Source organism: Streptomyces sp. B3I8 (genome assembly GCF_030816915.1).
Classification (GTDB): Bacteria; Actinomycetota; Actinomycetes; order Streptomycetales; family Streptomycetaceae; genus Streptomyces.
In genome coordinates this window covers 435,906-461,402 of the sequence record NZ_JAUSYN010000002.1, presented here as the reverse complement: position 1 = coordinate 461,402, position 25,497 = coordinate 435,906, and the positions used below count along the sequence as shown (strand labels likewise).

The following is a 25,497-nucleotide window of genomic DNA, read 5'->3' as shown; positions in this document are numbered from 1 at the left end:
CGGAGAGTGCGGTGGCGGGTGTTCAAAGTGACCGGAAGTCAAGGAAAGTCGGGAAGGTGCCGCTCGGAGGCGGCGCCGATGTACGCCTCCGCGAACGAGGCCGCCGCCACGGGTGAGTCGAACAGCCGGCTGAGCCGGGCCGCCGCCATTCCCGCCCGGAACGGGTCGCCCGACGACGGACCGTGCAGCAGCTCGCAGAACCACTGCGAGAACTCCTGGTACTCCCACACCCGTCGCAGACTTGTCGCCGCGTAGCGCCGCAGCCCCTCGAAGCCGCCCCGGTGGACGTACGACACCAGCGCGTCGGCCAGCACCAGCGCGTCGAACAGCGCGAGGTTCATGCCCTTCGCGGCGATCGGCGCCACCAGGTGCGCGGCGTCGCCCGCCAGGTACAGCCGGCCGTACGACACCGCCCGCGCCACCTGGTTGTGCATGTCGAGGACGCGCTTCTCGACCAGCGTCCCCTCGGCCGGCGGCGGGGCGCCGGCCGCGCCGAGCCGCTCGTGCAGCTCCGACCAGACCCGGTCGTGGGGCCAGTTCTCCGGGTCGTCGCCCGGCGGGCACTGCAGGTAGTACCGCGTCATCTCGGGGCTGCGCGCCATGTGGGCGGCGAAGCCGCGCGGATGGATGCCGAAGACGACGCAGTCCGAGGACGGGGGCGCCTCGGCGAGCAGGGCGAGCCAGCCGACGCCGTAGTCGAGCCGGGCGGGCGCCCGGTACTCGGCGGGCAGGGCCGCCCGGCTCACGCCCCGGGCGCCGTCGCACCCGGCGATCACCGCGCACTCCAGACGGACCCGCGCGCCGCTGTCCGGATCGGTGTACGACACCGCCGGCGTGTCGGTGTCGATGCCGTGCAGTTCCACCTCCCGCACCCCGAACCGGATGTCGCCGCCGAGGACGTCGGCGTAGTGGTGGACCAGGTCGGTGACCAGCCGGGGCTGCGGATAGACCACGTGGTGGTGGCCGGAGAGGTCCGCGTAGCGGAAACGGTGCCGTTCGCCGCCGACACGGAACTCGCACTCGCCGTGCCGCTGCGCCTCCAGCAGCCCCGGGCCGGCCAGCCCGCGCCGCCACAGCGCCCGGACCGCCCACTCCTCCAGGAAACCGGCGCGCGGCCGGGTCTCGATGAACCGCCTGCTCTCCGCCTCCAGGACGACGCAGTCGACGGAGGCGTCCCGCAGGACACCGGCCAGGGTGAGCCCGGCGGGACCGGCACCGACGATGACGACGGGCACCCGGGCGGACCGGCCCGGAGAGGGCGTGGGCAGGGCCGGCGAGGTGGAGGGCGGCAGGGCCGGGGGCGGTGAGGAGAAGTGCGCGGACACACGGGCATTATCGCCGCTGCCGGTCAACTTCCCCGTGCAACAGTTGTGTTGATCGAATTCCGGCCGGCCGACCGGTCAGTCGAAGGCGTCGTGCAGCGCGGGCAGCAGTGTCTTCGCCGACCAGTCGAGGAACGCGGGCTGGGAGTCACCGCCGATCTGCACGAGGGCGATCTCGGTGAAGCCGGCCTCCGCGTACGGGCGGACGGCCGCCACGAAGGCCTCCGGGTCGTCGCCGCACGGGATCGACGCGGCGACGTCCTCCTCGGTCACGAACTGCGTCGCCGCCGAGAAGGAGTCCGGGTGCGGCAGTTCGGCGTTGACCTTCCAGCCGCTGCCGAACCAGCGGAACTGCTCGTGCGCCCGCCGCACGGCCGCGTCGCGGTCGGGGTCGTAGCAGACCGGGAGCTGGCCCACCCGGGGCTTGCCCGTGCCGCCGTGCCGCTCGAAGCCCTCGATCAGCTCGCGCTCGGGTTCGGTGGCGATGACGAGGTCCGCGAGGTGGCCGGCCAGCCTGCAGGACTGCTCGCCGGAGACGGCGATGCCGACCGGCGGGGGCTCGTCGGGCAGGTCCCACAGCTTGGCGGACTCCACGTCGAAGTGGGTGCCGTGGTGAGTGACGTGCTTGCCGCCGAAGAGATCGCGGATGATGCCGACGGCCTCCTCCAGACGTTCGTGCCGTACGTCGGCCGACGGCCAGCCACCGCCCACCACATGTTCGTTGAGGTTCTCTCCGGCGCCGAGGCCCAGGCGGAACCGGCCCTCGGAGAGGAGTTGCAGCGTGGCCGCCTTCTGCGCCACCACCGCCGGGTGATAGCGGAAGGTGGGGCAGGTCACGTACGTCATCAGCGGGATGCGGGAGGTGGCCTGGGCGGCGGCGCCGAGGACGGCCCACGCGTAGGGGGAGTGGCCCTGTTCGCGCAGCCACGGGAAGTAGTGGTCCGACGTCACGGAGAAGTCGAAGCCGATGTCCTCGGCCTGTGCGACGTGGTCGACGAGGGCGCGGGGACCCGCCTGTTCGGTCATCATCGTGTAGCCGATTTTCACCATGGCGCGGCGGGTTCCCCGCCGGGGCCGCGGGAAACGGCGCACGTCGTCCGTGCCGGGCGGGCGCCGCCGGTGCCCCGGCGGTCAGGCCACGGCGTCCCGCCAGTCGGCCGGGACGCGACCGGCCGGGCCCGGGGTCGGCTGGTGCGCGGGGTGGCTCTCGGGCGGTGCCAAGGCGGGGCCCGTCTCCCGCAGTTCGTCGGTGGCGAAGTTCCAGAACCACGCCTCGCCGGGCTCGTAGCTCCGGATCACCGGGTGGCCGGTGGCGCGGTAGTGCGCGGTGGCGTGACGGGAGGGGGAGGAGTCGCAGCAGCCGATGTGACCGCACTGGGCGCAGCGGCGCAGATGGAACCACCACCCGCCGGCCTCGTCGCACTCCACGCAGCCGTCGCCACTGGGCTGCACCTTGGGGTCGATGCCGTTCATGGCACTCTCGGACGTGGTCATGACGCCTCCTCCTGCGGTTTTCTCGAATGCGGTGCGGTCAGGGGCAGGAGGACCCGGAAGCGGGTGTCCCCGGGGACCGACTCGACGTCCAGGCTGCCGTGGTGTTTGTGGACCACGATGCGCCAGGAGATGTCCAGGCCCAGGCCCGTGCCCTCGCCGACCGGTTTGGTGGTGAAGAAGGGTTCGAAGATGCGGTCGCGGATGTCGGCGGGGACGCCCGGACCGGTGTCGCGGAACTCCACCAGGACCCGGTCGTCCTCCAGCGCCGTCCGCACGCTCAGGATGCCGCCCGTGGGGGTCATGGCCGCGACCGCGTTGTCGATCAGATTGGTCCACACCTGGTTCAGCTCGCCCGGGTACGCCGGCACCTGCGGCACCGTACGGTCGTAGTTCTTGACCAGGGAGATGCCGTCGCCGAACTTGTTCGACAGCATGAGCAGGGTGCTGTCCAGCAGTTCGTGCACGTCGACGGTGCGGAACGGGGCGCGGTCGAGCTGGGAGTACTGCCGGGCCGCGTTGACGAGGGTGGAGACCCGGGTCGTGGAGTCCTCGATCTCGTTCATCAGCAGCTCGGTCTCGACCGTGTAGTTCAGCCAGCGGATCGCGCCCTCGAGGGTCTCCTCGTCGACGGCCGCCGCCACCCGGTCCAGCCACTCGGTGTCCAGGCCGGCCTGGACGAAGACCGGCGCCAGCCGCCAGCCGTCGTCGATGCCGTGGTCGTCGAGCCAGTCGGACAGCGCGTCCTCCCGGTCGGAGGCCTCCAGCGGGGAGAGCGGGGAGGCCTTGGCGACCTGCTCGGCCGTACGCTCCTGGATGTCGACCAGCGTCACCAGGGTGTCCCGCGAGTACCGGCCGGCGGTGATCGCGCCCAGCTTGTGCCGCATCCCGGCGACCCGCTCGCGCAGCGCGGAGGTGGCCCGCACCGCGGCGGCCGCCGGGTTGTTCAGCTCGTGCGTCAGCCCCGCCGACAGCGAGCCGAGCGCCAGCAGTCGTTCCCGCTGATTGATGATCTGGCGGCTGTTCTCCTGCCCGTAGAACAGCCCCTCCAGCAGATGCACCGCCATCGGGAACCAGTCCCGCATGATCTCCGCGAACGTGTCGGCCGGCAGCACGAAGAACCGCGACGGCTCGGTGACCCGCAGCGAGCCGTTGTAGCGGGCCACCCGCGCCCGGTCGCCCAGGTACGCCTGGAAGGCGCCCGCGTACACCCCGCGCTGCGAGGTCCGGTTGGTCTCCACGTCGTCCGCGCCGACCCGGCGGGAGAGGACCACCGTGCCCTCGAGGAGGACGAAGAAGCAGGTCGCCGGGTCGCCCTCGGTGTACACCGGGCCCGGCTCGAACCGCTCCACGCGTCCCTCGCGGCACAGCCGGGTGAGCTGGTCCTCGTCCAGCTTCTCGAACAGGAAGAGCGTACTCAGTTCCGTCCACTCGCACGGCTCCGGCTGTCCGCTCACGACCGCTCCCTCCGCCCGGCGCCCCGGGGGCTCACGACTGCTCCAGATAGCGGTGGACCAGCATGACCGCCATCGCGCCCTCGCCCACGGCCGAGGCGACCCGCTTGGCCGACGCGGCGCGCGCGTCGCCCGCCACGAACACGCCCGGGACGCTGGTCTCCAGGTGGTACGGCGGCCGGACCGGCTCCCAGCCGGGCGGCGGCGAGCCGTCACCGGTCATGTCGGGCCCGGCCAGGATGAACCCGTGGTCGTCGCGCAGCACCGTGCCGTCCAGCCAGTCGGTCAGCGGGGCCGCGCCGATGAACACGAACAGCCACTGCGCGTCGACGAGTTCGTCCTCGCCCGAGTCCACGTCGCGCAGCGCCAGCTTCTCCAGCCGGCCCGTGCCGTGCGCCGCCTCCACCACCGTGCGGGTGCGCACCGCGATGTTCGGCGTCGCCTCGATCTGCTGGATCAGGTAGTACGACATCGACGCCGCCAGCGACTCGCCGCGCACCAGCAGGGTCACCGAGCGGCAGCCCCGGGCGAGGTACATCGCCGCCTGCCCGGCCGAGTTCGCCCCGCCGACGACGTACACGTCCTGGTCCGAGCAGGACGGCGCCTCGGTGAGCGCGGAACCGTAGAACACCCCGCACCCGGTCAGCTCCGCCAGCCCCGGCGCGTCGAGCTGCCGGTACGACACGCCCGTCGCGAGGATCACGCTGTGCGCGGCCACCGCCGAGCCGTCGGTGAACCGTACGGTGCGCGCGGCGCCGTTGACCTCCAGGCCCGCCACCTCGCGGGCGGTGAGGATCTCCGCGCCGAACCTGGCCGCCTGCCGACGGGCCCGCTCGGTGAGCTGGGCGCCGGACACACCGTCCGGGAAGCCCAGGTAGTTCTCGATCCGGGAACTCTGCCCGGCCTGGCCGCCGGTGGCCTGCCGCTCCACCAGCAGCGTGCGCAGCCCCTCCGACGCCCCGTACACCGCCGCGCCCAGCCCCGCGGGGCCGCCGCCGATGACGACCAGGTCGTAGAACTCCTCGGCCGGTGTCGTCGCCAGGCCCACCTGCCCGGCCAGTTCCGCGTCCGCGGGCTCCACCAGCGGGGTGCCCTCGGGGGTGACCACGAGCGGCAGCCGACGTCCGTCCTGCCCGGCCGCCGCCAGCAGCCGGCCGCCCTCCGGTTCGTCGGCCGAGTACCAGCGGTAGGGCACCTGGTTGCGGGCCAGGAACTCCCGCACCTCGGAGGACCGCGCCGACCAGCGGTGGCCCACCACCTTCGTCACCGGCACCGGCCGGTGGTCGGCGGCCCGCCAGGCGGCGAGCAGGTCGTCCAGGACCGGGTACAGCTTCTCCTCGGGCGGGTCCCACGGCTTGAGCAGGTAGTGGTCCAGGTCGATCACGTTGATCGCGTCGATGGCGGCGTTGGTGTCCGCGTACGCCGTCAGCAGCACCCGCCGCGCCCCGGGGTGGATGTCCATCGCGTGTTCGAGGAACTCGATGCCGTTCATCCGCGGCATCCGGTAGTCGGCGAGGATCACCGCGACCTGGTCGCCGCGCAGCTTCAGCTCGCGCAGCGCGTCCAGGGCCGTCTCGCCGGACTCGGCGCGCACCACGCGGTGCGACTCGCCGTACCGGCGCCGCAGGTCGCGGGCGACGGCCCGGGAGACCCCCGGATCGTCGTCCACGGTCAGGATCACGGTCCGCGCCGGCGCTGCGGGCTGTGTCATCGGCTCTCCCACCCCGGACCGGTCGGTCGCCGGCCCAGGACCATCGTATGTTCGACCGGGCCGGTTTGCCCGGGCCGTTCCGTGCGGGCCGTTCCGTGCGGGCCGTTTCGCCTTGATCCCCGGGGGCAGGGCCCGGGTAGCGTGCGGTGCGGGGCGGGGCCGGGGGTTTCCTCGACCCGTGCCGAGCCATTGATACGTCGACACAACGACTCAACGACTCAACGACACAACGAACGACCATCGAGAACAGCCGCCGTCGGCCGGTGCCGGCGGCACAGGGAGGCAGCCGCATGACCCGCCCGATCACCGTGGGAGTGGACGGATCGCCCGAGAGCACGGCCGCGGCCCGCTGGGCGGCACGGGAGGCGGTCCGCCGCGACCTGCCGCTGCGGATCGTGCACGTCTGGCGCTGGGAGAGGTACGACTTCGTCGCCGCCGACGACCAGCAGGCCCAGGCGGACGGCGCCGGTGCGGTGGTCCGCGAGGCCGAGCGCACCGTCACCGGGGAGCACCCCCGGCTCCATGTCACCGCCGAGGCGGTGGAGGGCGCGTCGGTCGACGCGCTGGCGGCCGAGGCCGCCGGGTCCGAACTGCTGGCGCTGGGCACGCGCGGGCACGGCGCCGTCCTCGGCTTCCTGCTCGGCTCCATCGGCCAGCAGGCGCTCGGCGAGGCCTCGCGCCCCGTGGTGCTGGTCCGCTCCGAGGACCGGCCCGCGCAGGAGGCGGCCGGCCGCGAGGTCGTCGTGGGCCAGCACGGGGACCCCGCCGACAGCGCCGCCGCGCTCGAATTCGCGTTCGGCGCGGCCGCCGCCCGGGGTGCCGGACTGCGTGTCGTACGCGCCTGGAGCCTGCCGCCGGTCTTCGCCTACAGCCCCGGTTCGATGCAGCTCCTCGACGACGCCGGCGGCCTCGAACCGTACGAGCGCAAGGCGCTGGACGAGGCGCTGCGGCCGTGGCGCGAACGGTACCCGGACGTGCCGGTGACCGAGCACGTGGAGATGGGCAGCGCGGGCCAGGTGCTGCTGTCGGTGGCCGACCGGGCCCAGCTCATGGTGGTCGGCCGGCGCGCCGGCCGGCTGGCCGTCGGTCCCCGCATCGGCTCGGTCGCCCACGCGCTGATCGCTCACGCGCCCTGCCCGGTGGCGGTGGTACCGCCGGCCTGAGCGGCGACGGGCGTCACGCCGGCGGAGCCGGGACCGCCGCGTCTTCCCCGGCTGTCCCGGTCTCCCCGGCCCCGGCTGTCCCGATTTCATCGGTCGGCCCGGTCTCTGCGGCAGCCTCCGTGTCCGGCACCGCGTCGCGGACCCGGGGCAGTACATGGGCGACGTAGTCCGCGACCGCCGTCTCCAGGCCGATGTCGTGCTGTGCCCGCTCCGACAGGAACCAGCGGTGCTCCAGCAACTGGTGGTACAGCTCGGCCGGATCCATCGCCCCGCGCAGCTCCACCGGCACCGCCCGCACGGTCGGCCGGAACACGTCCCGCACCCAGCGGTGCGCGAGCACCTCGGGGCGGGTCGTCAGGGGATCGCCGGGGGTGTGGTCCTCCTGGGTGGCCATCCAGGACTCCAGGTCGTTCAGGAGCCGGCGGGCCTGGTTCTCCTCGGTGTCCAGGCCGGTCAGCCGCAGCAACTGCCGCTGATGGTGCCCGGCGTCGACGACCTTCGGCACGAACGTCACCGTGTCACCGGTGGAGGAACTCTCGATCTGCATCTCGGCCACGTCGAACCCGAGGTCGTTCAGCCGCCGGATGCGCCGGTCTATGTAGTGGTACTTGCCCGCCGGATACACGGAGGTGCGGGTCAGCTCCCGCCACAGCCCGGTGTAACGCTCGCAGATCTCCGTGCCGAACTCGATCGGGTCCACCGAGGGGTGGAGCGCCCCGGACGCCTCCAGGTCGAGCAGCTCCCCGCTGATGTTGACCCGGGCCAGATCGAGGTCGTAGTCGCGCTGCCCCTCGCTCAGCCGAGGTTGCAGCTCGCCCGTCTCGGCGTCCACCAGATACGCCGCGTACGCCCCCGCGTCGCGCCGGAACAGGGTGTTGGACAGCGAGCAGTCGCCCCACGCGAACCCGGCCAGGTGCAGCCGGACCAGGAGCACGGCGAGCGCGTCCATCAGCCGGTGCATGGTCGCCGGGCGCATCGTCGTCTCGAACATCGAGCGGTACGGCATGGAGCCGCGCAGGTGCCGGGTGATCAGTACCGGTTCCAGGTAGCCCCCGGCCGCGTCCGTACGACCGGTGACGACGGCGAGTGCGTCCACGGCCGGGATGCCGAGCCGGTCCAGGTCCCGCAGCAGCTCGAACTCCCGCACCGCCGGACGCTCGGCGAGCTCCTTGACGGCCACGACCTCGTCACCGGCCCGCGCGTAGCGCACCACGTGACGGGAGATGCCGCGCGGCAGCGGCACCAGCACGTCCTCGGGCCACTCCTCCAGCGGCAATCGCCACGGCAGGGACAGCAACAGACCCGGATGCCCCGGATTGGTGGCGCTGATGTGCAAAGCCATCGCTCAGTCGTCCTCGTCTCAGGTGCGGTACGCACCCAGTATCGGGGGGTACCGGGTACGTCCGCGTCGGCGGCCGGGCGCAGGGCCGTGGCCAGGACGGCGTCCCCGTGGCCGCGCCCGAGGTGGCCTCGGAGGTGACCAGGTCCTCGATCCGGGCCGTACCGGTCGCGGGTTCATGTGCAGATCGCCCCACGAGGCGACCTCGCCGTCCTCCGCGCGGGCGGCGAGGAAGCCGGACGACGTCCGTCCCGCGCCGGCGTGCTTCGCGCCGGTCGACGAGCCGGCGTACGACCTCGTCGTCGGCCTCCGGAAGAAGGCCCCGCCGACGTCGGGCGAGCGGAGCCCGCAGCGCGTCGGGTTCCACCACGCCCGCGTCCCGGCCCGCCGGCACCGGCCCCTCGTGCCGCATCACCGCGTGCACGGGGCGTACCCGGCCCGGCGGCGGGCGAAGCCGGACAGGAAGGCACAGACGCCCCCGAGTTCGGAGCCCGGCATGCGGGGAGCCTACGCAGGCCGGACCGCCGACCTCCGTACCGCCCGGTGACGGCCTGCACCAACAGGCCGTCCCGCACCGGGACTTCGGACTCGGGTTCGGGACTTGGGTAGCGTACGGCTGTGGGCATGGGATCGGGCACCGGCGGCTGGTTGGACGACACGCGGGCGTCCTACGACACCGTGGCCGTCGACTACGCGCGCATGACGCGCCACCTCTTGGCGGACACGCCCGAGGAACGCGCTGTTCTGGCGCTGTTCGCCGACCTGGTGCGGGCCCGCGGCGGGGGGCCCGTGGCCGACGTGGGATGCGGGACGGGAAGGGTCACGGCTCACCTGGGCCGGTTGGGTCTGGACGTGTTCGGGATCGATCTGTCGCCCGGAATGCTCGAGGTGGCCCGGCGCGAGCACCCCGGTCTCCGGTTCGCCCTCGGCTCCATGACGGACCTCGACCTCGCCGATGCCACGGTGGCAGGCCTGATCGCCTGGTTCTCGCTGATCCACATTCCCGACGACGAGATCGGCACGGTCCTGGCGCACTTCCGGCGAGTGCTGCGGCCCGGTGGGCCGCTGCTGCTCGCCTTCCATGTCGGTGACGGCACGACGGTGAAGACGGAGGGCTACGGCGGGCACCCGATGAAGGTCCATGTCCATCGGCGGCGGCACGACCGGATGAACGCGTGGCTCGACGCGTCCGGCTTCACCGTGGAGGAGCACGAAACCCTGACGTCGGCGGAGAGCGGACTGGGAGGGATCATCCTCGCGCGCCGCCGCGGCGACTCGCGGTCGCCCGACGGCGCTTGAGGGCGCGGCGTTCGAGTTCGGTGAGGCCGCCCCAGACGCCGATGTCCTGGCCGGCCTCCAGTGCCCATTCCAGGCATTCGTCGCGGACCGGGCAGCCGTGGCACACCGACTTCGCCTCCTCGATCTGCAGCAGCGCGGGGCCGGTCGTGCCCACGGGGAAGAACAGGTCGGGATCCTCGGTACGGCAGGCGGCGCGGTCTCGCCAGTTGTCCATGACACTCTCCTGTGTGACGACGGGTCGTCGTATCCGGGTGACCTGTCCGTGTACGGCCGAAACAGGCTGGGAGCGAAAAGGCGGTAACAAGTCGCTTCAGCCGTGCGGTCACAGCCGTGTCAGCAGCACGGCGATGTCGTCGGGACGGTCCGCGGCCCGGCGGGCCCGGTCGGTGAGCAGGCCGGCCGTACCGGGCAGCGAGGGCGGGTGCGGGGGGAGGTCCCGCCCGCCAGGCCCAGGGCGGTGCGCGGCGCGCCGATGCCCTCGGCGATGTCGTGTCCCGGCGCGCCCCGGCCCGGGCCCGCCCCGCCGGGTTCAGGCGGCGTCGGCCGCGGACCCGCCGGTGCCCGCCTCGCGCGCGTGCAGCCGGTACACGTTGAACGCCCGGCGGATCACCGGCTGCGCCACATTGCGCACCCGGACCCCGCCCGTCGTCATGCCGTGCTCGGTGCCCAGGTGCGCATGGCCGTGGACGGCGAGATCGGCGCCTGCCGTGTCGATCGCCTCCGCCAGCAGGTAGCTGCCCAGGAAGGGGTGGATCTCCGCGGGCTCCCCGGCCAGTGTGTCGGCGACGGGGGAGTAGTGCGTGAGCGCCACCCGTACGTCGCAGTCCGCCGCGTCCAGCTCCCTCAGTGCCGAGCACAGCGAGTCGGCGCTGCGGCGGGTGGCCCGTACGAACTCCTTCATCAGCGGCTCCCCGAACTCACCGGCGCTGCGGCCGACGAACCCGCCGCCGAACCCCTTGGCACCGGCCACGCCGACCCGGGATCCGGCGCACTCCACGACCGTCGACTCGCCCTCCAGCACCCGGACCCCGGCGTCCCGCAGGATCTCCGTCACCTTCTCGGGCTGCTCGTCGTGGTGGTCGTGGTTGCCGAGCACGGCGACCACCGGCACGGGCAGGTCGCGCACCTCCCGGGCCACCACCCGCATCTCCTCGGGCGTGCCGTGCCGGGTCAGGTCCCCGGCCAGCAGCAGCAGGTCGGCACAGTCGGGCAGGGTCTCGAACGCGGGCCGCAGCAGGCCCTGGCTGTCGGGGCCCATGTGGATGTCTCCGACGGCGGCGACGCGGATCACGACAGTTCCTCCGCGTGGTCGGGGGCGGCGTTCTCGGCCACCACGACGTCGCAGCGCACCTCGATCCCCGCCAGTTCGTCACGGACGGTGGCCAGCAGCGTCTCCCGGCAGCGCGGGGACGGGACGGTGCCGGTGACCAGCACGGAACCCGACCTCACCTCCGCCCGCACGCCGAGCTCGCCGAGCTCCTCCTCGGCGAGCCGGTCACGCAGATGGGCGACGCGGTACTCGACGTTCTCCCCGGCGTCCGAGCCGGGCGCGTGACCCGCGCCGGACGCCCCGCCCTTGCGGCCCGCGCCGTGCGCGGGATTCAGCGGGTCCTCGGGCCAACGGTTCTGGTTCATGGCTGCTCCCCGGATCGTTCGGCGTGCGGCGGGGCGACGACCTCCAGGCGCTCCAGGAGGTAGAAGAACGCGGCCGGCATCGGCTCCTGCCCGCACTCCCGGCGCAGCAGCTCCCAGTCGACCCGCTCGCGCAGGATGCGGGCGATCGGCAGCACCGCGCCGAAGTCGCAGTGGTGTTCGGAGAAGGACGCGAGCAGGCCCCGCAGCAGATCGGTCGGCGAGAGCACCGGCATCCGCACCGAGTCCACGGACAGCTCCTGCGCCCGGTCCAGCAGCTCCGTGTCGACGGGCCGGTGGGCCAGTTCGAAGATCAGGTCGACCTGCTGACCGAGGCAGCCCGCCTTCAGCAGCCAGTCCTCGGGCGGGGTGAAGACGGACAGGCCGGCCGCGCCGAGCGTGGCGGCGACCGCGTCGGCGTCCTCCGGACGGATGCAGAAGTCGACGTCGTGCTGGAGGTTTCCGGTGCCGCCGTGGGCGTACACCGCGACACTGCCGGCGAGGGCGAACGGATGACCCTCGCGCTTGAGGATCGCGCCGACCTGCTTGGCCGCCTCCAGGATCGCCTGGTTGCGGTCGCGGGGCAGGGCACTCTCCAGGTCGTCACCTGCGCCGTACGTGGCACCTGCGTCACCTGCGTCGTACGTGGCACCTGCGTCACCTGCGTCGTACGTGGCACCTGCGTCACCTGCGTCGTACGTGGCACCTGCGTCGCGGTCGTGCATGTCGTCACCCCGGGTCGCGCCCCCCGCGGCCAGCCGGAGCCCGGGAACGCCGGCGCGGTCCTCGACAGCGGCGTCGTCGGCGTGCGGCGTCATGTGCTGCCCCCTTCTCCGAGAAACGGTGCCTTGCAGGTACCCGGCGGACCGGGTTCGACACGGGAGGGCGCCCGTCGGACGGCGGGGCCGTCTCACTCGGCCGGGACGTCCTCCATCCCCGCGTCCAGGAAGGCGGCGAGCTCCCGGCCCTCGGCGTGGACGGCCTCCCGCTCCGCGGGGGAGAGCGGACGCAGCGGACTCACCCGCAGCCGCTCCTCGCGCACGGTCCAGGTGGCCGCGACCCGCCCGTCGACGAGGACGGCGCGGTGGCCCGCCACGGACAGCCCGAGGTGGGCGTCGTCGATGATCCGGCCGCGGTCCCGGTAGCCGAGGATCGCGTTGTCGAACGCCGGCAGAAACCGCACGGGGGCGGGGGTGTCCGGGTCCGGGCGCGGGGCGTCGGGCAGGTCGAGCAGTTCCCGGCCGCGGGCGTCGCGGAAGGAGACCAGTTCCTCCCGCACGGCCTTGACGGCGGCGGGCAGACCGGCGAGACCGCACCAGGCGCGAAGGTCGGCCGGGGCGGCCGGCCCGTGGGCGGCGAGATAGCGGCGGACCAGCCGCTGTCCGACGGGATCGTCGGCGTCGGCGGGCAGCGGGTCGACGTCCCGGCCCAGCCAGGTGGCGAGGGGCAGGTTGCGCACGCCCGCCCGGACCCGCCACAGGCCGCGCGGCGGCAGCTGCGCCATCGGCACGAGGCCCGCGATCAGCAGTTCCCCGAGGGCCCGGCGCGGCCGACCGGGCCAGCGGTCCTCGACCCCGGCCACGAGCTCGGCCATCGTGCGCGCCCGTGCGTCGGCCATGACGGCTCGGCCGGCGGCGGCGAGTTCGTCCAGGTCGATGCCGGCCAGCTCCCGCCGGTAGGCGCTCGTCGCGCGCTGGCGCAGCATGGCGTCGTGGCGCGAACGCCAGGCCAGCGCGTCGTCGGCGGTCACCAGGTGCACGGTGCGGCGCATCAGGTGCGTGCGCACCACCGCGCGGCCGGTCAGCGCGGCGTCCAGTTCGACGGGGTCGAAGCGGACCAGGCGGGACCACAGGCCGACGAACGGCTCCTGCGGCTCCTGCGCCTGCAGCCCGCACAGGTGCGCCACCGCCTCGGGCACGGAGATGTCCGCGCGGGCCAGCAGGTGCTGGCGGGCGAGGGTCGCGCGGTTGAGCGCGGTTGAGTCGAGGACGGTGACGGCGGTCATGGAGGTCTCCGGTCGTGGGCCGCGTACGGGGCCGGGGGCGGGGCGGGGATCGGGGCGGGGCTCTCGGAGCGGGGCTGCCGGAGTGGGGCTGCCGGAGTGGGCCCGGGCGGCCGCCGTGAGGCCGCCGCCCGGGCCCGCTCCGCCGGATGGGATCAGCCGGCGTAGGGGGCAACGACGTCCAGGACCCACGTCACGCCGAACCGGTCGGTCAGCATGCCGTACAGCGGTGCCCAGTCGGAGGACTCCAGCGGGCGGACGACCCGCGAGCCCTCGGCGAGCCGGTCCCACAGGGCGCTGATCTCGGCGGTGTCCTCGCCGCGCACGGAGACGAAGAACGGGTTGACGCCCCGGTCGTGGGGGAGCTGTGAGGGCACGTCGTAGGCCATGACGTGGAAACCGTTGTCGCCCACCACCTCGCCCCACAGCACCCAGTCGGCCTCGGCCTCGTTCGCGACGTTGCCCGCGTCCTTGTACGTGACGACGACGGTGCGGCCGCCGAAGACGGACCCGTAGTGTTCCAGCGCCTCCCGCGCGGTGCCCCGGAAGTTGAGATGAGTGGTGGTGGTGACGGACATGGTCCGCTCCCTTCCTCGAAGGTGACCGGGACCGTCGCGGCCCCGGCGGCTCGAAAGGAAGCCTCGCAGGGGTAGCGGACAGGTCGTGTCCTCTACCCCGGGCAGAATGGGGAGCATGCAGAAGACGTCCTCGCGGCTGCTCGCCCTGCTGTCGCTGCTCCAGACGCGTCGCCACCGGTCGGGCTGGTCGGACTCGGCGGGCCGGCCGGACTGGTCCGGCGACGAACTCGCCGAGCGGCTCGCCGTCACCCCGCGCACGGTCCGCCGCGACATCGGGCGGCTGCGGGAACTCGGCTATCCGGTCACGACGGTGAAGGGCCCGGCCGGCGGCTACCGCCTCGACGCGGGCACCCGCGTGCCGCCGCTGCTGTTCGACGACGACCAGGCCGTCGCGCTGGCGGTCGCCCTGCACACCGCCGCCGAGGGGACGGCGGTCGCCGAGGACGCCGCCCGCGCCCTGACCGTGCTCGGACAGGTCCTGCCGTCCCGGCTGCGCCACCGCATCGACGTGCTGCGGGGCACGGTCGCCGCACCGGCACGCCGGGCCGGTACGACGGCGCCGGACCCGCGGACCGTCTGGGAGCTGAGCCGCGCCGTGCACGCGCGCGAGCAGCTCCGCTTCGACCACGCCGGGGAGCCGGGCACCGCGGCGACCACCCCGCGCCGGGTGGAGCCGCACCACCTGGCCACCCGGCACGGCCGCTGGTACCTCGTGGCCTGGGACCTGGACCGCGCCGACTGGCGGATCTTCCGCGTCGACCGGATCCGCCCGCGCACGCCGACCGGCCCCCGCTTCGTCCCGCGCGAGCTCCCGGCGCGGAACGTCTCCGACTTCCTCACCGGCAGACTGCGCGGCACCGACGGCACCACGCCCGACTGGCCCTGCCGCGGCGAGGCCGTCCTCGGCCGCCCGGCCGCCGAGGTCGCCCCCTTCGCGGGCGACGGCCTGGTGGAGGAGCTCGGCCCCGACCGGTGCCGCCTCACCACCGGCTCCTGGTCCTGGACCGCCCTCGCCGCCGCCCTCGGCCGCTTCGACACCACCATCGAGGACGTCGGCCCCGCCGAACTCCGCACCGCCTGCGCCCGCCTGGCCACCCGCTACGCCGCGGCGGCGAACGGCGGTGCCGGTGCCGGTGCCGGTAGCCGTGCCGGTGCCGACTGAGCGCACGCCACCACCCGGACCCCGGCTCGGCGTGCGTCACGTCGTACCCGGGCCGGTGCCGCCCGTCAGCGGCGCGCGGGGCGTTCCGCCGTCCGCCGTCCGTCAGCGGCGCGCGCGGGGCGTTCCGTCGTCGGGCCCTTGACACCGAGGGGACGGGCCAGGCCCATGACGCCCTCGTCCAGCCGTTGCAGATGCCGCAGCACCCGGTGGGTGACGCTGCCCGGGCGCGGGCTCCGGGTCTCGCCCGGGTCCAGCAGGGAGGCCAGGCTCGGGCCGGACTCCATCTCCTTGCGCGTGCCGTCCGCGCCCGCCGTCCGCTCGTCCCGCACCTGCGCGAGCAGCACCTCGATGTTGTGCGAGATCCGGCGCCCCGCCAGCTTCAGCCGGGGATCCGCCGCGATCGTCCGGCTGTACGGCACCAGCTCCGCCGTCGCCGCCAGCGACCGCGCGTGGTACGCGCACGTCTCCAGCAGCGCCACCAGATAGCGGGCCGTCTGCCGCCGTCCGCGCAGCGGGGTGATCGGGTGCGTCAGCGGTTTCGTCGAGGCACGCAGGTCGTCCAGCGCCTTGTCGAGGTCCCGGGCCTGGTCCAGCAAGTCGACCGCCGGGCCGCCGCTGAGCTGTTCGACGGCGGCCTCGCTGACGTCGGCGAGCCGCATCAGCACGGTGGCGAGCAGCTCGTCGGTACGCCGGTCGGTCTGCACGGGCAGCACCAGCGCCGCCGCGACGATGCCGCACACCGCGCCCAGCACCGTCTCCTCGATGCGCAGCACCAGCACCGACAGGCTGTAGGTGTGCAGCAGGGTGTACAGCAGGCCCAGCATCGCGGTGACGAAGAACGACATCAGCGCGTACGACAGCGGCGCGGTGTAGAACATCGCGAAGATGAACAGCAGCACCAGGACGAACGCGGTCCACGTGTGGTTGCCGGCCAGCGCCGCCAGCCCGGCCCCGGCGACCACGCCGCACACGGTGCCCAGCACCCGCCGGTAGCCCTTGACCAGGATCTCGCCCGTGGAAGCGGTGTTGAGGAAGACGACCCAGCAGGTAAGTACCGCCCAGTACCAGCGCTGGCTGGAGAGGAACTCGCCGCCCACGATGGCCAGCGCCGAGCCCACCGCCACCTGGACGGCCGCCCGCGTGGTGGGCCGCTTCAGGCCCCGCGGCTCCTCCTCCGCCTCCCGCTCCGCACCGGTGATGGCCGCCTCCTCGGCGTCCAGTTCCTCACGGGAGCGGGTGGTCGCCGCGCTGTCGTCGGACTCGTCCTGCGGGCCGTCCAGGGCCAGCCGCAGACCGAGCACGGCCTTGGCGGCCTCGCCGATCCCCCGGAAGACGTCCTGCACGGCGGGCGGGCCGGCCGGGACGTTGTCCTCGTCGCGGTAGCCGAGCAGCCGGTTCCGCACGTGCGCCACGGAGCTGTGGCGGTCCGCCGCGACCGGCCGGGCCATCAGCAGGCGCAGCGCCCGCAGGTCCCGGCGCAGGGTCTGGGTGACGTCGTCCCGGGCGGGCAGCCGGTTGCCGGGGGCGGGTGCCGGGGCGTTCGGCAGGTGCAGGGCGAGCGTGTCGGCGCGCTCCGCGCTGCGCGCGCTCAGCAGGAGGACGCCCAGCCGTTCGGCGGCGATCTCCGCCTCGGCGACACGCCGCTGCACCAGCGCGGCGGCCGCGCTGTCGTCGGTGCCCTGTTCCAGCCGCCCCTGGACGAGCAACGCGCTCTCGTGCAGTCGGGCGGTGTGCCGCCGTACGTCGTCCAGGGCGTCGTCCAGCTCGTCGGGGGCCGCGTCCAGGAGGCCCAGCTGCGCGGACAGCAACTGGGCGAGCCGCGCCCGGAACGCCCCCCGCAGCCGCCGCAGCACCTGCTCGGGCGTGTCCCGCACGACGGCGAACCGCACCACCGCGCTGCACGCGAACGCCGTGACCAGCGCGGCGTACAGCACGGGCAGGGCGCCCGGCGTGGCGCCGACGAAGAGGGAGACGAAGTACAGCTGGAAGCCGATCAGGCCCAGCGCCGTCCCGCGGTCCCCGAACCGGCGGCTGTAGACCGCGGCGAAGATCAGCAGCAGGAAGAACAGGTCCCCGGCGACGACGTACTTACGCAGCATCGAGGCCAGGGTGACCGCGGCCAGGGCGACGGGCAGGCCCAGTGCCAGGGTGATCGCCTGCGGCCGTCGCTCCTTCTCGCGGATCGCGAACGTGGACACCATGGCGGCCATCGCCCCGCCCACCAGGTGCGGCACCGTGGCCCCGAACGAGGCCAGGACGGCGAGGGTGAGCGCGATCGACGCCACGGTCCGCAGCCCGGCCATCAGCCGCAGCAGCCCGGGGTCGGACGCCGAGAACCGGTCCAGGAGCCGGCTCAGGACCGGTCGTGCCGCTTCGCTCACGCCGCCGTACTTCCTCCCGTGCCGACCAAGATCCGCACGTCAAGCATGTCATGCCGGTCGTGGCCGCCGAAGTGGCGGGTCGGTCCGGGCCAGGGGGCACCTCCGGGGACGGGGCCCGACAGGGCTCACCGCCCCCGGTCCCCGGTGATTCACCGCACCCGGTGGTTCACCGCTCCCCGTCGTCCCCGGTTCCGCCGGGCTCCGGCTCGGCGCTGGCGACGGTGTCCGCCGCGTCGGACGGGTCCAGCCCCTCCTCCGGGTCCGGGGCCGTGCCACTGCTGCCGCCGGGCCGGCCGCCGCCGGTGGTGCCGTAGCCGCCGGGTACACCGGGGACGGCGTCCGCGTCGGCCTGCTCGCGGCTGATGTGCCGGGTGGCACGGACGCCCGCGCGCCGCTCCGGGTAGGGGTAGCTGAACGGACGGGACGCGGCGCGCTCCTTGTCGGCGGTCTCCGCGGAGCGGGCCGCGGTGTCGGGATTCTCGCGGTCGGGATCGCGTTCGTTCGTCATGGGCGGCGAGTACCCGGCAGGTCCGGGCACATGCGGAGGGCCGGGCCCGCTCCCGGGCGCGGGTGGCCGGGGCTCACCCCCGGCGAGAGTGGCCGGGCCCCACCCGCGTACGCGGCCCCTCACCCCGCGTACGCGTACGGACGCGCTCCGCGTGCCGTACCGCCCGTGGAACGTGATGGTGGTCGGGGCGCGACCCCCCACGCCGTGCCGACCGAAGGAGCTCCCGCGCATGCCGGACCGCAAGGTACTCACCAACCGACAGGGCCATCCCGTCCACGACAACCAGAACCAGCGCACGGTGGGCGCCCGCGGCCCCGCGACGCTGGAGAACTACCAGTTCCTGGAGAAGATCAGCCACTTCGACCGGGAGCGCATCCCCGAGCGCGTCGTGCACGCCCGTGGTGTCACCGCGTACGGCTGGTTCGAGGCGTACGGAGCCTGGGGCGACGAACCCATCGCCCGCCACACCCGTGCCAAGCTCTTCCAGGAGCGCGGCAGGCGCACCGACGTCGCCGTCCGCTTCTCCACCGTCATCGGCGGCCGGGACTCCGCCGAGACCGCCCGCGACCCCCGCGGCTTCGCCGTCAAGTTCTACACCGAGGACGGCAACTGGGACCTCGTCGGCAACAACCTCGGCGTCTTCTTCATCCGTGACGCCATCAAGTTCCCCGACGTCATCCACGCGCTCAAGCCGGACTCGGTGACCTTCGAGCAGCAGCCCCGGCGGATCTTCGACTTCATGTCGCAGACCCCCGAGTCCATGCACATGCTGGTCAACGTGTTCAGCCCGCGCGGCATCCCCGCCGACTACCGCCACATGCAGGGCTTCGGCGTCAACACGTACAAGTGGGTCAACGACGAGGGCCGCACGGTCCTGGTGAAGTACCACTGGCTGCCCAAGCAGGACGTCCGCAGCATGACCGCCGAGGATGCCGCCGGCGTGCAGGCCCAGTCCCTCGGCCACGCCACCAAGGACCTGTACGACGCGATCGCGCGCGGCGACTTCCCCGAGTGGGAACTGCACGTGCAGATGATGGACGACCACGACCACCCGGACCTGGACTTCGACCCGCTGGACGACACCAAGACCTGGCCCGAGCAGGAATTCCCGCCCAAGCCGGTGGGCCGGATGGTGCTCGACCGGATGCCGGACAACTTCTTCGCGGAGAACGAGCAGATCTCCTTCGGCACCGGCGTCCTCGTGGACGGCCTGGACTTCTCGGACGACAAGATGCTCGTCGGACGGACCTTCTCCTACAGCGACACCCAGCGCTACCGGGTCGGCCCCAACTACCTCCAGCTTCCCGTCAACCGGGCGAAGAACGCGGAGGTACGCACCAACCAGCGCGACGGCCAGATGACGTACCACGTGGACGGCGGCGGGGAGAACCCGATCGTCAACTACGAACCCTCCGTCATGGGCGGCCTGAGCGAGGCCGCCTCCCCGATCCCCGACGAGCAGGGCCCGGAGATCCGAGGCCGGCTCACCCGCAAACGGATCCCGCGCGCCAACGACTACCTCCAGGCGGGCCAGCGCTACCTGCTGATGGAGGAGTGGGAGCGCGACGACCTGGTGACGAACTTCGTCGGCCAGCTCTCCCAGTGCGAGCGTCCGGTCCAGGAGCGCATGGTCTGGCACTTCCTCCTGGTCGAGAACGACCTGGGCCTGCGGGTCGGCGAGGGCCTGGGCATCGCCCCCGACGACGTCTTCGCCCTGGAGCCCCTGCCGGGCCAGGACCTCACCGACGAGGACCGCGAGCGCCTGTCCAAGCTGGGCAAGAACCCCCCGCGCGACGTACAGGGCCTCACCATGACCCACTGCGTCCCGAACACCCGCCACCAGGCCACCCACTGAGCGGCCTCGCGCCCCACGAGGGGCGCGGGGGAACCGCGTGAGAAGCCCCACCGGCGGCCGGCCGACAACGCACCCGCGGGGTTCGAGGGGCGGAGCCCCTCGAAGGAACGGGAAGGGCTGGGGGCGCGGGGGCGAGAACCCCTCCGGGGCTCACCCTCGCGCCCCCAGCGCCCCCTCCACCTCCGCCAGAACCTCCGTCACCCGCAGACCGAACCGCGCGTCGCACGCGAACCCCCGGCCGGCGGACGACGGCGCCCCGACCGCTCCCGCCAACGCGTCCACCGCCCGCCCGAACGCCTCCACCACCCCCTCGGAGGCCCGCGGCAGCACCGCCACCCCCGACTCGCCCCGGAACTCGACCCCGACCCCCGCCGCCGCCACCGGCGCCGTCAGACTCAACGTCACCGTGCTCGACGCGCCTCCCTCGTGCTCCAGCACCCCGTGCACCGTGTCGCCGGGGCCCCGCCCCGCCGCGCGCACCCGCGTCACGTCCCCGAGCACCGGCATCAGTACGGACAACGCGTGCGGCCCCACGTCCCACAGGGCCCCCTTCTCCCGCCGCCACGGCGACGCCGCGTACGGGCTGTCCCCGGTGAACACCGCGCCGAGCCACTCCGCGCGGGCCGTGAACCAGCCGCCCCGCGCCGCCTGATCGGCGATCCACGCCTCGGTCGCCGACTGGAAGCGGGTGGTGAAGAACACCACCGACGCCACCTCCGCCTCCCGCACCGCGTCGGCGACCGCCCGCGCCCCGGCGACGGTGGTCGCCAGCGGCTTGTCCAGCAGCAGATGACGGCCGGCCCGCGCGGCCCGCACCGCCAGCTCCGCCTGTACGGACGGGGGCAGTGCGACCGCCACCGCGTCCACGTCCGCGAGCAGCGCGTCGACGTCGTCGTACGCCCGCGTGCCGTGCAGTGCGGCCAGCTCCCCGGCGGCCTCGGGGCGCCGCCCCCACACCCCGGTGAACTCCACCTCCCGGTGTGCCGCGAGTGCGGGCGCGTGCGCCGCGCGCGCCCAGGGTCCGGTGCCGAGCAGTCCGATCCGCATGCTGTGCCGTTGCCTTCCCTCGTGCCGATGTGCCACGCCGGCGGTTCCACTCCCACGGACACGCCCACGTGCCGTGAGGGTGCCACGGGAGACGTCCGCCACACACCCCCACCGCGCCACGGCCGGGCAGCGGGAGGCTGTGTGCGCACACAGGAGGACGGACGGCCCACGGGGCGCGGGCCCAGCGGGCGGCCCGGGGACCGCCGAGGGTTCACAGGAGCACGGAGGAACCGTGGCCACGCCTGCCCCCTGGCGCTTCCGTACGGGAATGGTGCGCGCAGACCCCTGGGGACCGACCGGACGGTATGTCATTCTTCGGGGCAGGACCGCCCGTCAGCCCGGACCGGGGGAGGACCGCCATGCAGCATGCACTGCCACACGCCATGCCCTACGTACGGCCACGCGGGGCGAGGGGCCCGCAGGCGCCGACCACCCCGCCCGCGCGGGGGCCACGCGTGCGCTCCCTCATCGACGCCGACGCCCTCGGCGTACTGCACCGGGCCGCCCGCACCCTCCTGGACGACCTGCCCGACCTCACCGACCGGCTGCTCGTCGCCCTGCGGGAACAGGAACCCGCCTACCGGGCCGCCCTCGAACGCGACCTCGCCGGCATCCGGCAGGAGGCGCACCGCTCGCTGCGGCACAGCGTCGCCTCCCTGCTCGACCCGCGCGGCACCCGCGAGGCCGCCCGGCGCTGCACCTGGCGGATCGGCGCCGTCCGCGCGGAGCAGGGACTGCCGCTCGACGCGCTGCTGCACGCCTTCCGGCTCGGCGGGTCACTGGTCTGGCAGGCCCTCGTGGAGGAGACCTCCCGGACCGCGCCCGAGGACACCCGGCTGCTCATCCACGTGGCGGCCGACGTGTGGAACTTCGTCGACGAGCACTGCACCCTAGCGGCAGAGTCGTACCGGCAGACCGAGCGGCACCTGCTGTGGCGGCGCGAGAACCGGCAGCGGGTGCTGGCCGCCGCGCTGCTCGACGGCACCAGCCGCATCGCCGACCTGCCCGGGACCGCGCGGGCGCTCGGACTGCCGGAGGACGGACGGTACGTCGTCGTCGCCGTGGCCGACGCGGGGCGGCCCGGTACGGGGGAGGGGGAGGCCGACGCCGTCCGGGCCGCGGTCGTGCCCGCCGGGGCCCGGGTGCACTGGCACACCGGCGCGGAGGCGGACCACGGCATCGTCCTCGTGCCGGACGGCGACCCCGGCACGCTGCCGCGGCCGGAAGCGGAACTGCTCGCGGGGGCGCGGGTCGGGGTCGGCGCGGTGGCCGAAGGACTGGCCGCGGTGGGGGAGGCGCGGGCCCAGGCGGACGTCGCGCTCGGCATCTGCCCGGCGGACGGTGGGTGGGTGCGGCTCGACGAACACCTGCCGGAGGCTCTGCTGCTGGCGAGTCCGGCGCTGGGGGCGGCGCTGGTGGAGCGGGTGCTCGGGGGGCTGCTGGGGGTGGAGCCGGGGGAGCGGGAGGTGCTGCTGGCGACGCTCGGGGCGTGGTTCGAGTGCGGGGGGTCGGCACGGGGGGTGGGGGAGCGGTTGTTCTGTCACCGGAACACGGTGCTGAACCGGTTGCGGAGATGTGAGCGGTTGACGGGGCGGGTGCTGGGGCGTCCTGCGGACGTGGCCGAACTGAGCCTGGCGCTGACGGCGTACCGGCTGCGTGCCGCGTAGTTTTTTCGCCCCCGCCGCCCTTGATCAGGGGCGGCGGGGAACCGCGCGATCCTTTGGGGGGCCGGGGGCGGAGCCCCCGAGGCCGGGACGGGAAGGGGCGGCGGGGCGAGAGAACTCCACCCGCGCACACCCCCTGTGCCGCCTCCCAACCCCGCCCCCACCTCCCTGGGCCCCCGCCCAGACCCCCGTCACCGCCCTGTCCACCGCCTCCCGCCCGTGCTGTCGTGAACGCTCCCCTCCCGAGGAGCCGCGATGCCCGCACCACCGTCGGCCGCCGCGCCGACCCTGCACGTCGAGGACCTGGACGTCACCTACGGCCGTACCGTCTCCGCCCTGCGCGGGGTCACCCTGACCGTCCCGGCGCACGGCATCGTCGCCCTGCTCGGTGCCAACGGCGCCGGCAAGACGACCCTGCTGCGGGCCGTCTCGGGCACCCTCCGCCACCACCGGGGCGCGGTCACCGGCGGCAGGATCCGCTACGGCGACACGGTCCTCGACGGCCGTGACCCGGTCGTCGCCGTCCGCGCCGGAGTCGTACAAGTACCCGAAGGACGGCGGGTGTTCACCGGGCTCACCGTGGACGAGAACCTGCGCGCCGGCGCCCTCGGCGGCCGGCGCGCCCCCGCCGCGACGCGCGCCGCCCGCGACCGCGTCCTCGGCCTCTTCCCCCGGCTCGCCGAGCGCGGCGGACAGGCGGCCGGTCTGCTCTCCGGCGGCGAACAGCAGATGCTCGCCCTCGGCCGCGCCCTGATGGCGGCGCCCCGGCTGCTGCTGCTCGACGAACCCTCGCTCGGGCTCGCCCCGCGCATGGTGGAACACATCGCCGAGGTGGTGCGCGTCATCCACGACCAGGGCACCTCCGTACTGCTGGTCGAGCAGAACGCCGGCCTGGCGCTGGCCCTCGCCGACCACGCGTACGTCCTGGAGGTGGGGCGGACCCGCCTCTCCGGGCCCGCAGACGAGCTGGCCCGCACCGACGCCGTGCGCCGCCTCTACCTGGGGGAGGCGCCGGACGGGGCCCCTGAGGGCGCGGCCGGCGGGCGGGGGGCCGCGTGACCCTCCACGACCGCGCCCGCCCGGCCGCGCCCCGAACGTCGCCCACACCTTCCCGAACCCCAAGGACACCAGGGCCCCCTCCGCCGCTCCGCATCCGCGACGTCACCGTCCGGTTCGCCGGGCTGACCGCGCTCGACGAGGTGTCTCTCACCGTCGCGCCGGGCACCGTGCACGCGCTCATCGGGCCCAACGGCGCCGGGAAGTCGACCTGTTTCGACGTCCTGTCCGGACTGTGCCGTCCGGCCGCCGGGCAGGTGCTCCTCGGCGACACGGAGCTGACCCGGCTCACCCCGCACCGCATCGCCGCCCTCGGGCTGGCCCGCACGTTCCAGAACCTCGTCACCACCGGGACCACCGTCGCCGACAACCTCCTGCTCGGCCGGCACGCGCTGTCCCGCGCCGGGTACGCCGCCACCGCGCTGCGGCTGCCGTCGGCCCTGCGCGAGGAGCGCGCGCACCGGGAGCGGGCCCGCGAACTCGCCGAACTCGTGGGCCTCGGACCGCACTTCGACGCGCCCGTCGCCCACCTCTCCTACGGCGACCGCAAACGCGTCGAACTCGCCCGCGCCCTGTGCCTGGAGCCCCGCGTGCTGCTCCTGGACGAACCGGTGGCCGGCATGAACTCCGCCGAACGGGCCCGCACCGCCGACGTCGTCGCGGGCGTCCGGGAGGCGCTCGGCCTGTCCGTCCTGCTCGTCGAGCACGACATGGGCCTGGTGATGCGGCTCGCCGACGAGGTCACCGTCCTCGACTTCGGCCGGGTGCTGACCCACGGCACCCCCGACGAGGTCCGCCGCCACCCCGAGGTGCTCCGCGCCTACCTCGGAACCGGCGGCCCAGGAGGCCCAGGAAGCCGGGGAGGCCGGGGCGGCACCGGGGAGGACGCGGCATGACTGACCTGCTCGACATCGCGCTCGGCGGACTCGCCCTGGGCGCCGTCTACGCACTCATCGCCCTCGGCTTCGTCATCGTCTTCAAGGCCTCCGGCGTCCTCGACTTCGCCCACGGCTCACTGCTGTTGCTCGGCGGCTACCTCACCGCCGTGCTGCACCCCTCCCTCGGCTTCGCCGGCGCCCTCGCCGTCGCCGTCCTCGCGACCGCGGCGGCGGCCGGCACCGTCGACCGGCTGCTGCCGCGCCAGGACGGCGCCGACCCGCACACCGCCCATGTGCGCACCATCGCCACCCTCGGCGTCGACATCCTGCTCGCCACCGAGCTGACCCGGCGCATCGGCGGCGACCTGCTCTCCCTCGGCGACCCCTGGGGCGACGCGGTCACCACCCTCGGCCCGGTCACCGTCGCCGACAGCCGGCTCGCCGCCCTCGCGGTGTCGGCGCTCGTCATCGGCGCGGTGTTCGCACTGTTCCGGTTCACCCCCTGGGGGCTGTCGCTGCGCGCGGCGGCCGAGGACATGGAGGCGGCCTCGCTCATGGGCATCCGGCTCGCCCGCGTCCGCACCCTCGCCTGGTGTCTGGCCGGGGCGCTCGCCGCGCTCGCCGCCGTCTTCCTCGCCGCGTTCCCGGCACCGGGACTGGAGCGCACCACCGGAGAGATCGCGCTGAAGGCGTTCCCGGCCGCGGTCCTCGGCGGCATGGCCTCCCCGGGCGGCGCCCTCGCGGGCAGCGCCCTGATCGGACTGACCGAGGCACTCGTCGCCGGCTACCAGACCCAACTGCACGTGCTCGGCGAGGGGTTCGCCGGCGTGGCGCCGTACGCGGTGATGGTCGTCGTCCTCCTGGTGCGGCCCACCGGACTGTTCGGCGGGAAGGGAGCCGTCCGTGTCTGAACCCTCCGGGCCCGCCCGGCCCTCCACGGCGGGGGGACGCCGGG

The 25,497-nt window shown here is 74.2% G+C and carries 23 protein-coding genes; 8 read left to right on the top strand and 15 right to left on the bottom strand.

Features of this window, described 5'->3' with window-relative positions; translation table 11 throughout:
• Positions 1-38 precede the first annotated feature (38 nt).
• From QFZ64_RS04235 to QFZ64_RS04215, 5 genes are all read right to left on the bottom strand, one after another.
• Entirely contained in the window at positions 39-1,268 is a 1,230-nt protein-coding gene (locus QFZ64_RS04235) for a 4-hydroxybenzoate 3-monooxygenase (protein ID WP_307071564.1), read from the bottom strand.
• A gap of 132 nt (positions 1,269-1,400) precedes the next feature.
• Positions 1,401-2,372, bottom strand: a complete 972-nt coding sequence (locus tag QFZ64_RS04230; protein WP_307062448.1) for an LLM class F420-dependent oxidoreductase — start codon at positions 2,370-2,372, stop codon at positions 1,401-1,403.
• 81 nt (positions 2,373-2,453) lie between these two features.
• Entirely contained in the window at positions 2,454-2,816 is a 363-nt protein-coding gene (locus tag QFZ64_RS04225; protein WP_307062447.1) for a UBP-type zinc finger domain-containing protein, read from the bottom strand.
• Positions 2,813-4,270: an ATP-binding protein gene (locus QFZ64_RS04220; RefSeq protein ID WP_307062445.1), complete on the bottom strand. Its 1,458-nt coding sequence runs from the start codon at positions 4,268-4,270 to the stop codon at positions 2,813-2,815. Before QFZ64_RS04220 ends, QFZ64_RS04225 begins: the two co-directional genes overlap by 4 nt.
• 31 nt (positions 4,271-4,301) lie before the next feature.
• A complete protein-coding gene (locus QFZ64_RS04215; RefSeq protein ID WP_307062443.1) occupies positions 4,302-5,978 on the bottom strand; it encodes an FAD-dependent oxidoreductase in 1,677 nt (558 codons plus the stop codon).
• Positions 5,979-6,268: 290 nt separating this feature from the next.
• On the opposite strand from QFZ64_RS04215, the gene QFZ64_RS04210 reads away from it, so the two are divergent.
• Positions 6,269-7,141, top strand: a complete 873-nt coding sequence (locus QFZ64_RS04210) for a universal stress protein (protein WP_307062440.1) — start codon at positions 6,269-6,271, stop codon at positions 7,139-7,141.
• A gap of 13 nt (positions 7,142-7,154) precedes the next feature.
• On the opposite strand, the gene QFZ64_RS04205 is transcribed toward QFZ64_RS04210, so the two are convergent.
• A complete protein-coding gene (locus QFZ64_RS04205) occupies positions 7,155-8,483 on the bottom strand; it encodes a DUF4032 domain-containing protein (RefSeq protein WP_307062438.1) in 1,329 nt (442 codons plus the stop codon).
• Between the two features lie 621 nt (positions 8,484-9,104).
• Between QFZ64_RS04205 and QFZ64_RS04200 the strand changes: the two genes are divergently transcribed.
• Positions 9,105-9,779, top strand: coding sequence for a class I SAM-dependent methyltransferase (locus tag QFZ64_RS04200; protein WP_307062437.1), 675 nt, complete (start codon positions 9,105-9,107; stop codon positions 9,777-9,779).
• Here QFZ64_RS04200 and QFZ64_RS04195 read toward each other — a convergent pair.
• The 6 genes from QFZ64_RS04195 to QFZ64_RS04170 all read right to left on the bottom strand — a co-directional run bounded on the left by QFZ64_RS04195 (position 9,730) and on the right by QFZ64_RS04170 (position 13,991).
• Positions 9,730-9,993 (bottom strand): WhiB family transcriptional regulator, encoded by a 264-nt coding sequence (locus QFZ64_RS04195; RefSeq protein ID WP_307062435.1) that lies wholly within the window; start codon positions 9,991-9,993, stop codon positions 9,730-9,732. The two genes, QFZ64_RS04200 and QFZ64_RS04195, sit on opposite strands and share 50 nt — an antisense overlap.
• Positions 9,994-10,308: 315 nt before the next feature.
• The gene (locus QFZ64_RS04190) at positions 10,309-11,070 is read right to left on the bottom strand and encodes a metallophosphoesterase (RefSeq protein ID WP_307062433.1); all 762 of its coding nucleotides are present in this window, start codon (positions 11,068-11,070) and stop codon (positions 10,309-10,311) included.
• The gene (locus QFZ64_RS04185) at positions 11,067-11,414 is read right to left on the bottom strand and encodes a BON domain-containing protein (protein WP_373430544.1); all 348 of its coding nucleotides are present in this window, start codon (positions 11,412-11,414) and stop codon (positions 11,067-11,069) included. The genes QFZ64_RS04190 and QFZ64_RS04185 overlap by 4 nt, the downstream gene beginning before the upstream one ends.
• Positions 11,411-12,229 carry a nucleotidyltransferase family protein gene (locus tag QFZ64_RS04180; protein WP_307062431.1) on the bottom strand — a complete coding sequence of 273 codons (819 nt, stop codon included), beginning with the start codon at positions 12,227-12,229 and terminating at the stop codon, positions 11,411-11,413. Before QFZ64_RS04180 ends, QFZ64_RS04185 begins: the two co-directional genes overlap by 4 nt.
• 92 nt (positions 12,230-12,321) lie before the next feature.
• Positions 12,322-13,416 carry a winged helix DNA-binding domain-containing protein gene (locus QFZ64_RS04175; RefSeq protein WP_307062429.1) on the bottom strand — a complete coding sequence of 365 codons (1,095 nt, stop codon included), beginning with the start codon at positions 13,414-13,416 and terminating at the stop codon, positions 12,322-12,324.
• 152 nt (positions 13,417-13,568) lie between these two features.
• Positions 13,569-13,991: a VOC family protein gene (locus QFZ64_RS04170; RefSeq protein ID WP_307062427.1), complete on the bottom strand. Its 423-nt coding sequence runs from the start codon at positions 13,989-13,991 to the stop codon at positions 13,569-13,571.
• Positions 13,992-14,106: 115 nt separating this feature from the next.
• Between QFZ64_RS04170 and QFZ64_RS04165 the strand changes: the two genes are divergently transcribed.
• The gene (locus QFZ64_RS04165; protein WP_307062425.1) at positions 14,107-15,153 is read left to right on the top strand and encodes a YafY family protein; all 1,047 of its coding nucleotides are present in this window, start codon (positions 14,107-14,109) and stop codon (positions 15,151-15,153) included.
• A gap of 65 nt (positions 15,154-15,218) precedes the next feature.
• Here QFZ64_RS04165 and QFZ64_RS04160 read toward each other — a convergent pair whose 3' ends face one another.
• Positions 15,219-17,534, bottom strand: a complete 2,316-nt coding sequence (locus QFZ64_RS04160) for an FUSC family protein (protein WP_307062423.1) — start codon at positions 17,532-17,534, stop codon at positions 15,219-15,221.
• Positions 17,535-17,700: 166 nt separating this feature from the next.
• Positions 17,701-18,042, bottom strand: coding sequence for a hypothetical protein (locus QFZ64_RS04155; RefSeq protein ID WP_307062421.1), 342 nt, complete (start codon positions 18,040-18,042; stop codon positions 17,701-17,703).
• 229 nt (positions 18,043-18,271) lie between these two features.
• On the opposite strand from QFZ64_RS04155, the gene QFZ64_RS04150 reads away from it, so the two are divergent.
• On the top strand, positions 18,272-19,897 hold the full coding sequence (locus tag QFZ64_RS04150) for a catalase (RefSeq protein WP_307062419.1): 1,626 nt from the start codon (positions 18,272-18,274) through the stop codon (positions 19,895-19,897).
• 150 nt (positions 19,898-20,047) lie between these two features.
• On the opposite strand, the gene QFZ64_RS04145 is transcribed toward QFZ64_RS04150, so the two are convergent.
• Positions 20,048-20,944 carry a Gfo/Idh/MocA family protein gene (locus QFZ64_RS04145; RefSeq protein WP_307071562.1) on the bottom strand — a complete coding sequence of 299 codons (897 nt, stop codon included), beginning with the start codon at positions 20,942-20,944 and terminating at the stop codon, positions 20,048-20,050.
• Between the two features lie 359 nt (positions 20,945-21,303).
• Here QFZ64_RS04145 and QFZ64_RS04140 point away from each other — a divergent pair, with 359 nt between their 5' ends.
• From QFZ64_RS04140 to QFZ64_RS04125, 4 genes are all read left to right on the top strand, one after another.
• Positions 21,304-22,611, top strand: a complete 1,308-nt coding sequence (locus tag QFZ64_RS04140) for a CdaR family transcriptional regulator (RefSeq protein WP_307062417.1) — start codon at positions 21,304-21,306, stop codon at positions 22,609-22,611.
• 252 nt (positions 22,612-22,863) lie between these two features.
• Positions 22,864-23,667, top strand: a complete 804-nt coding sequence (locus tag QFZ64_RS04135) for an ABC transporter ATP-binding protein (protein ID WP_307062416.1) — start codon at positions 22,864-22,866, stop codon at positions 23,665-23,667.
• 92 nt (positions 23,668-23,759) lie between these two features.
• Positions 23,760-24,560 carry an ABC transporter ATP-binding protein gene (locus QFZ64_RS04130; RefSeq protein WP_307071561.1) on the top strand — a complete coding sequence of 267 codons (801 nt, stop codon included), beginning with the start codon at positions 23,760-23,762 and terminating at the stop codon, positions 24,558-24,560.
• Complete coding sequence (locus QFZ64_RS04125) at positions 24,557-25,453, top strand: branched-chain amino acid ABC transporter permease (protein ID WP_307062413.1); 897 nt, start codon at positions 24,557-24,559, stop codon at positions 25,451-25,453. The genes QFZ64_RS04130 and QFZ64_RS04125 overlap by 4 nt, the downstream gene beginning before the upstream one ends.
• Positions 25,454-25,497 lie beyond the last annotated feature (44 nt).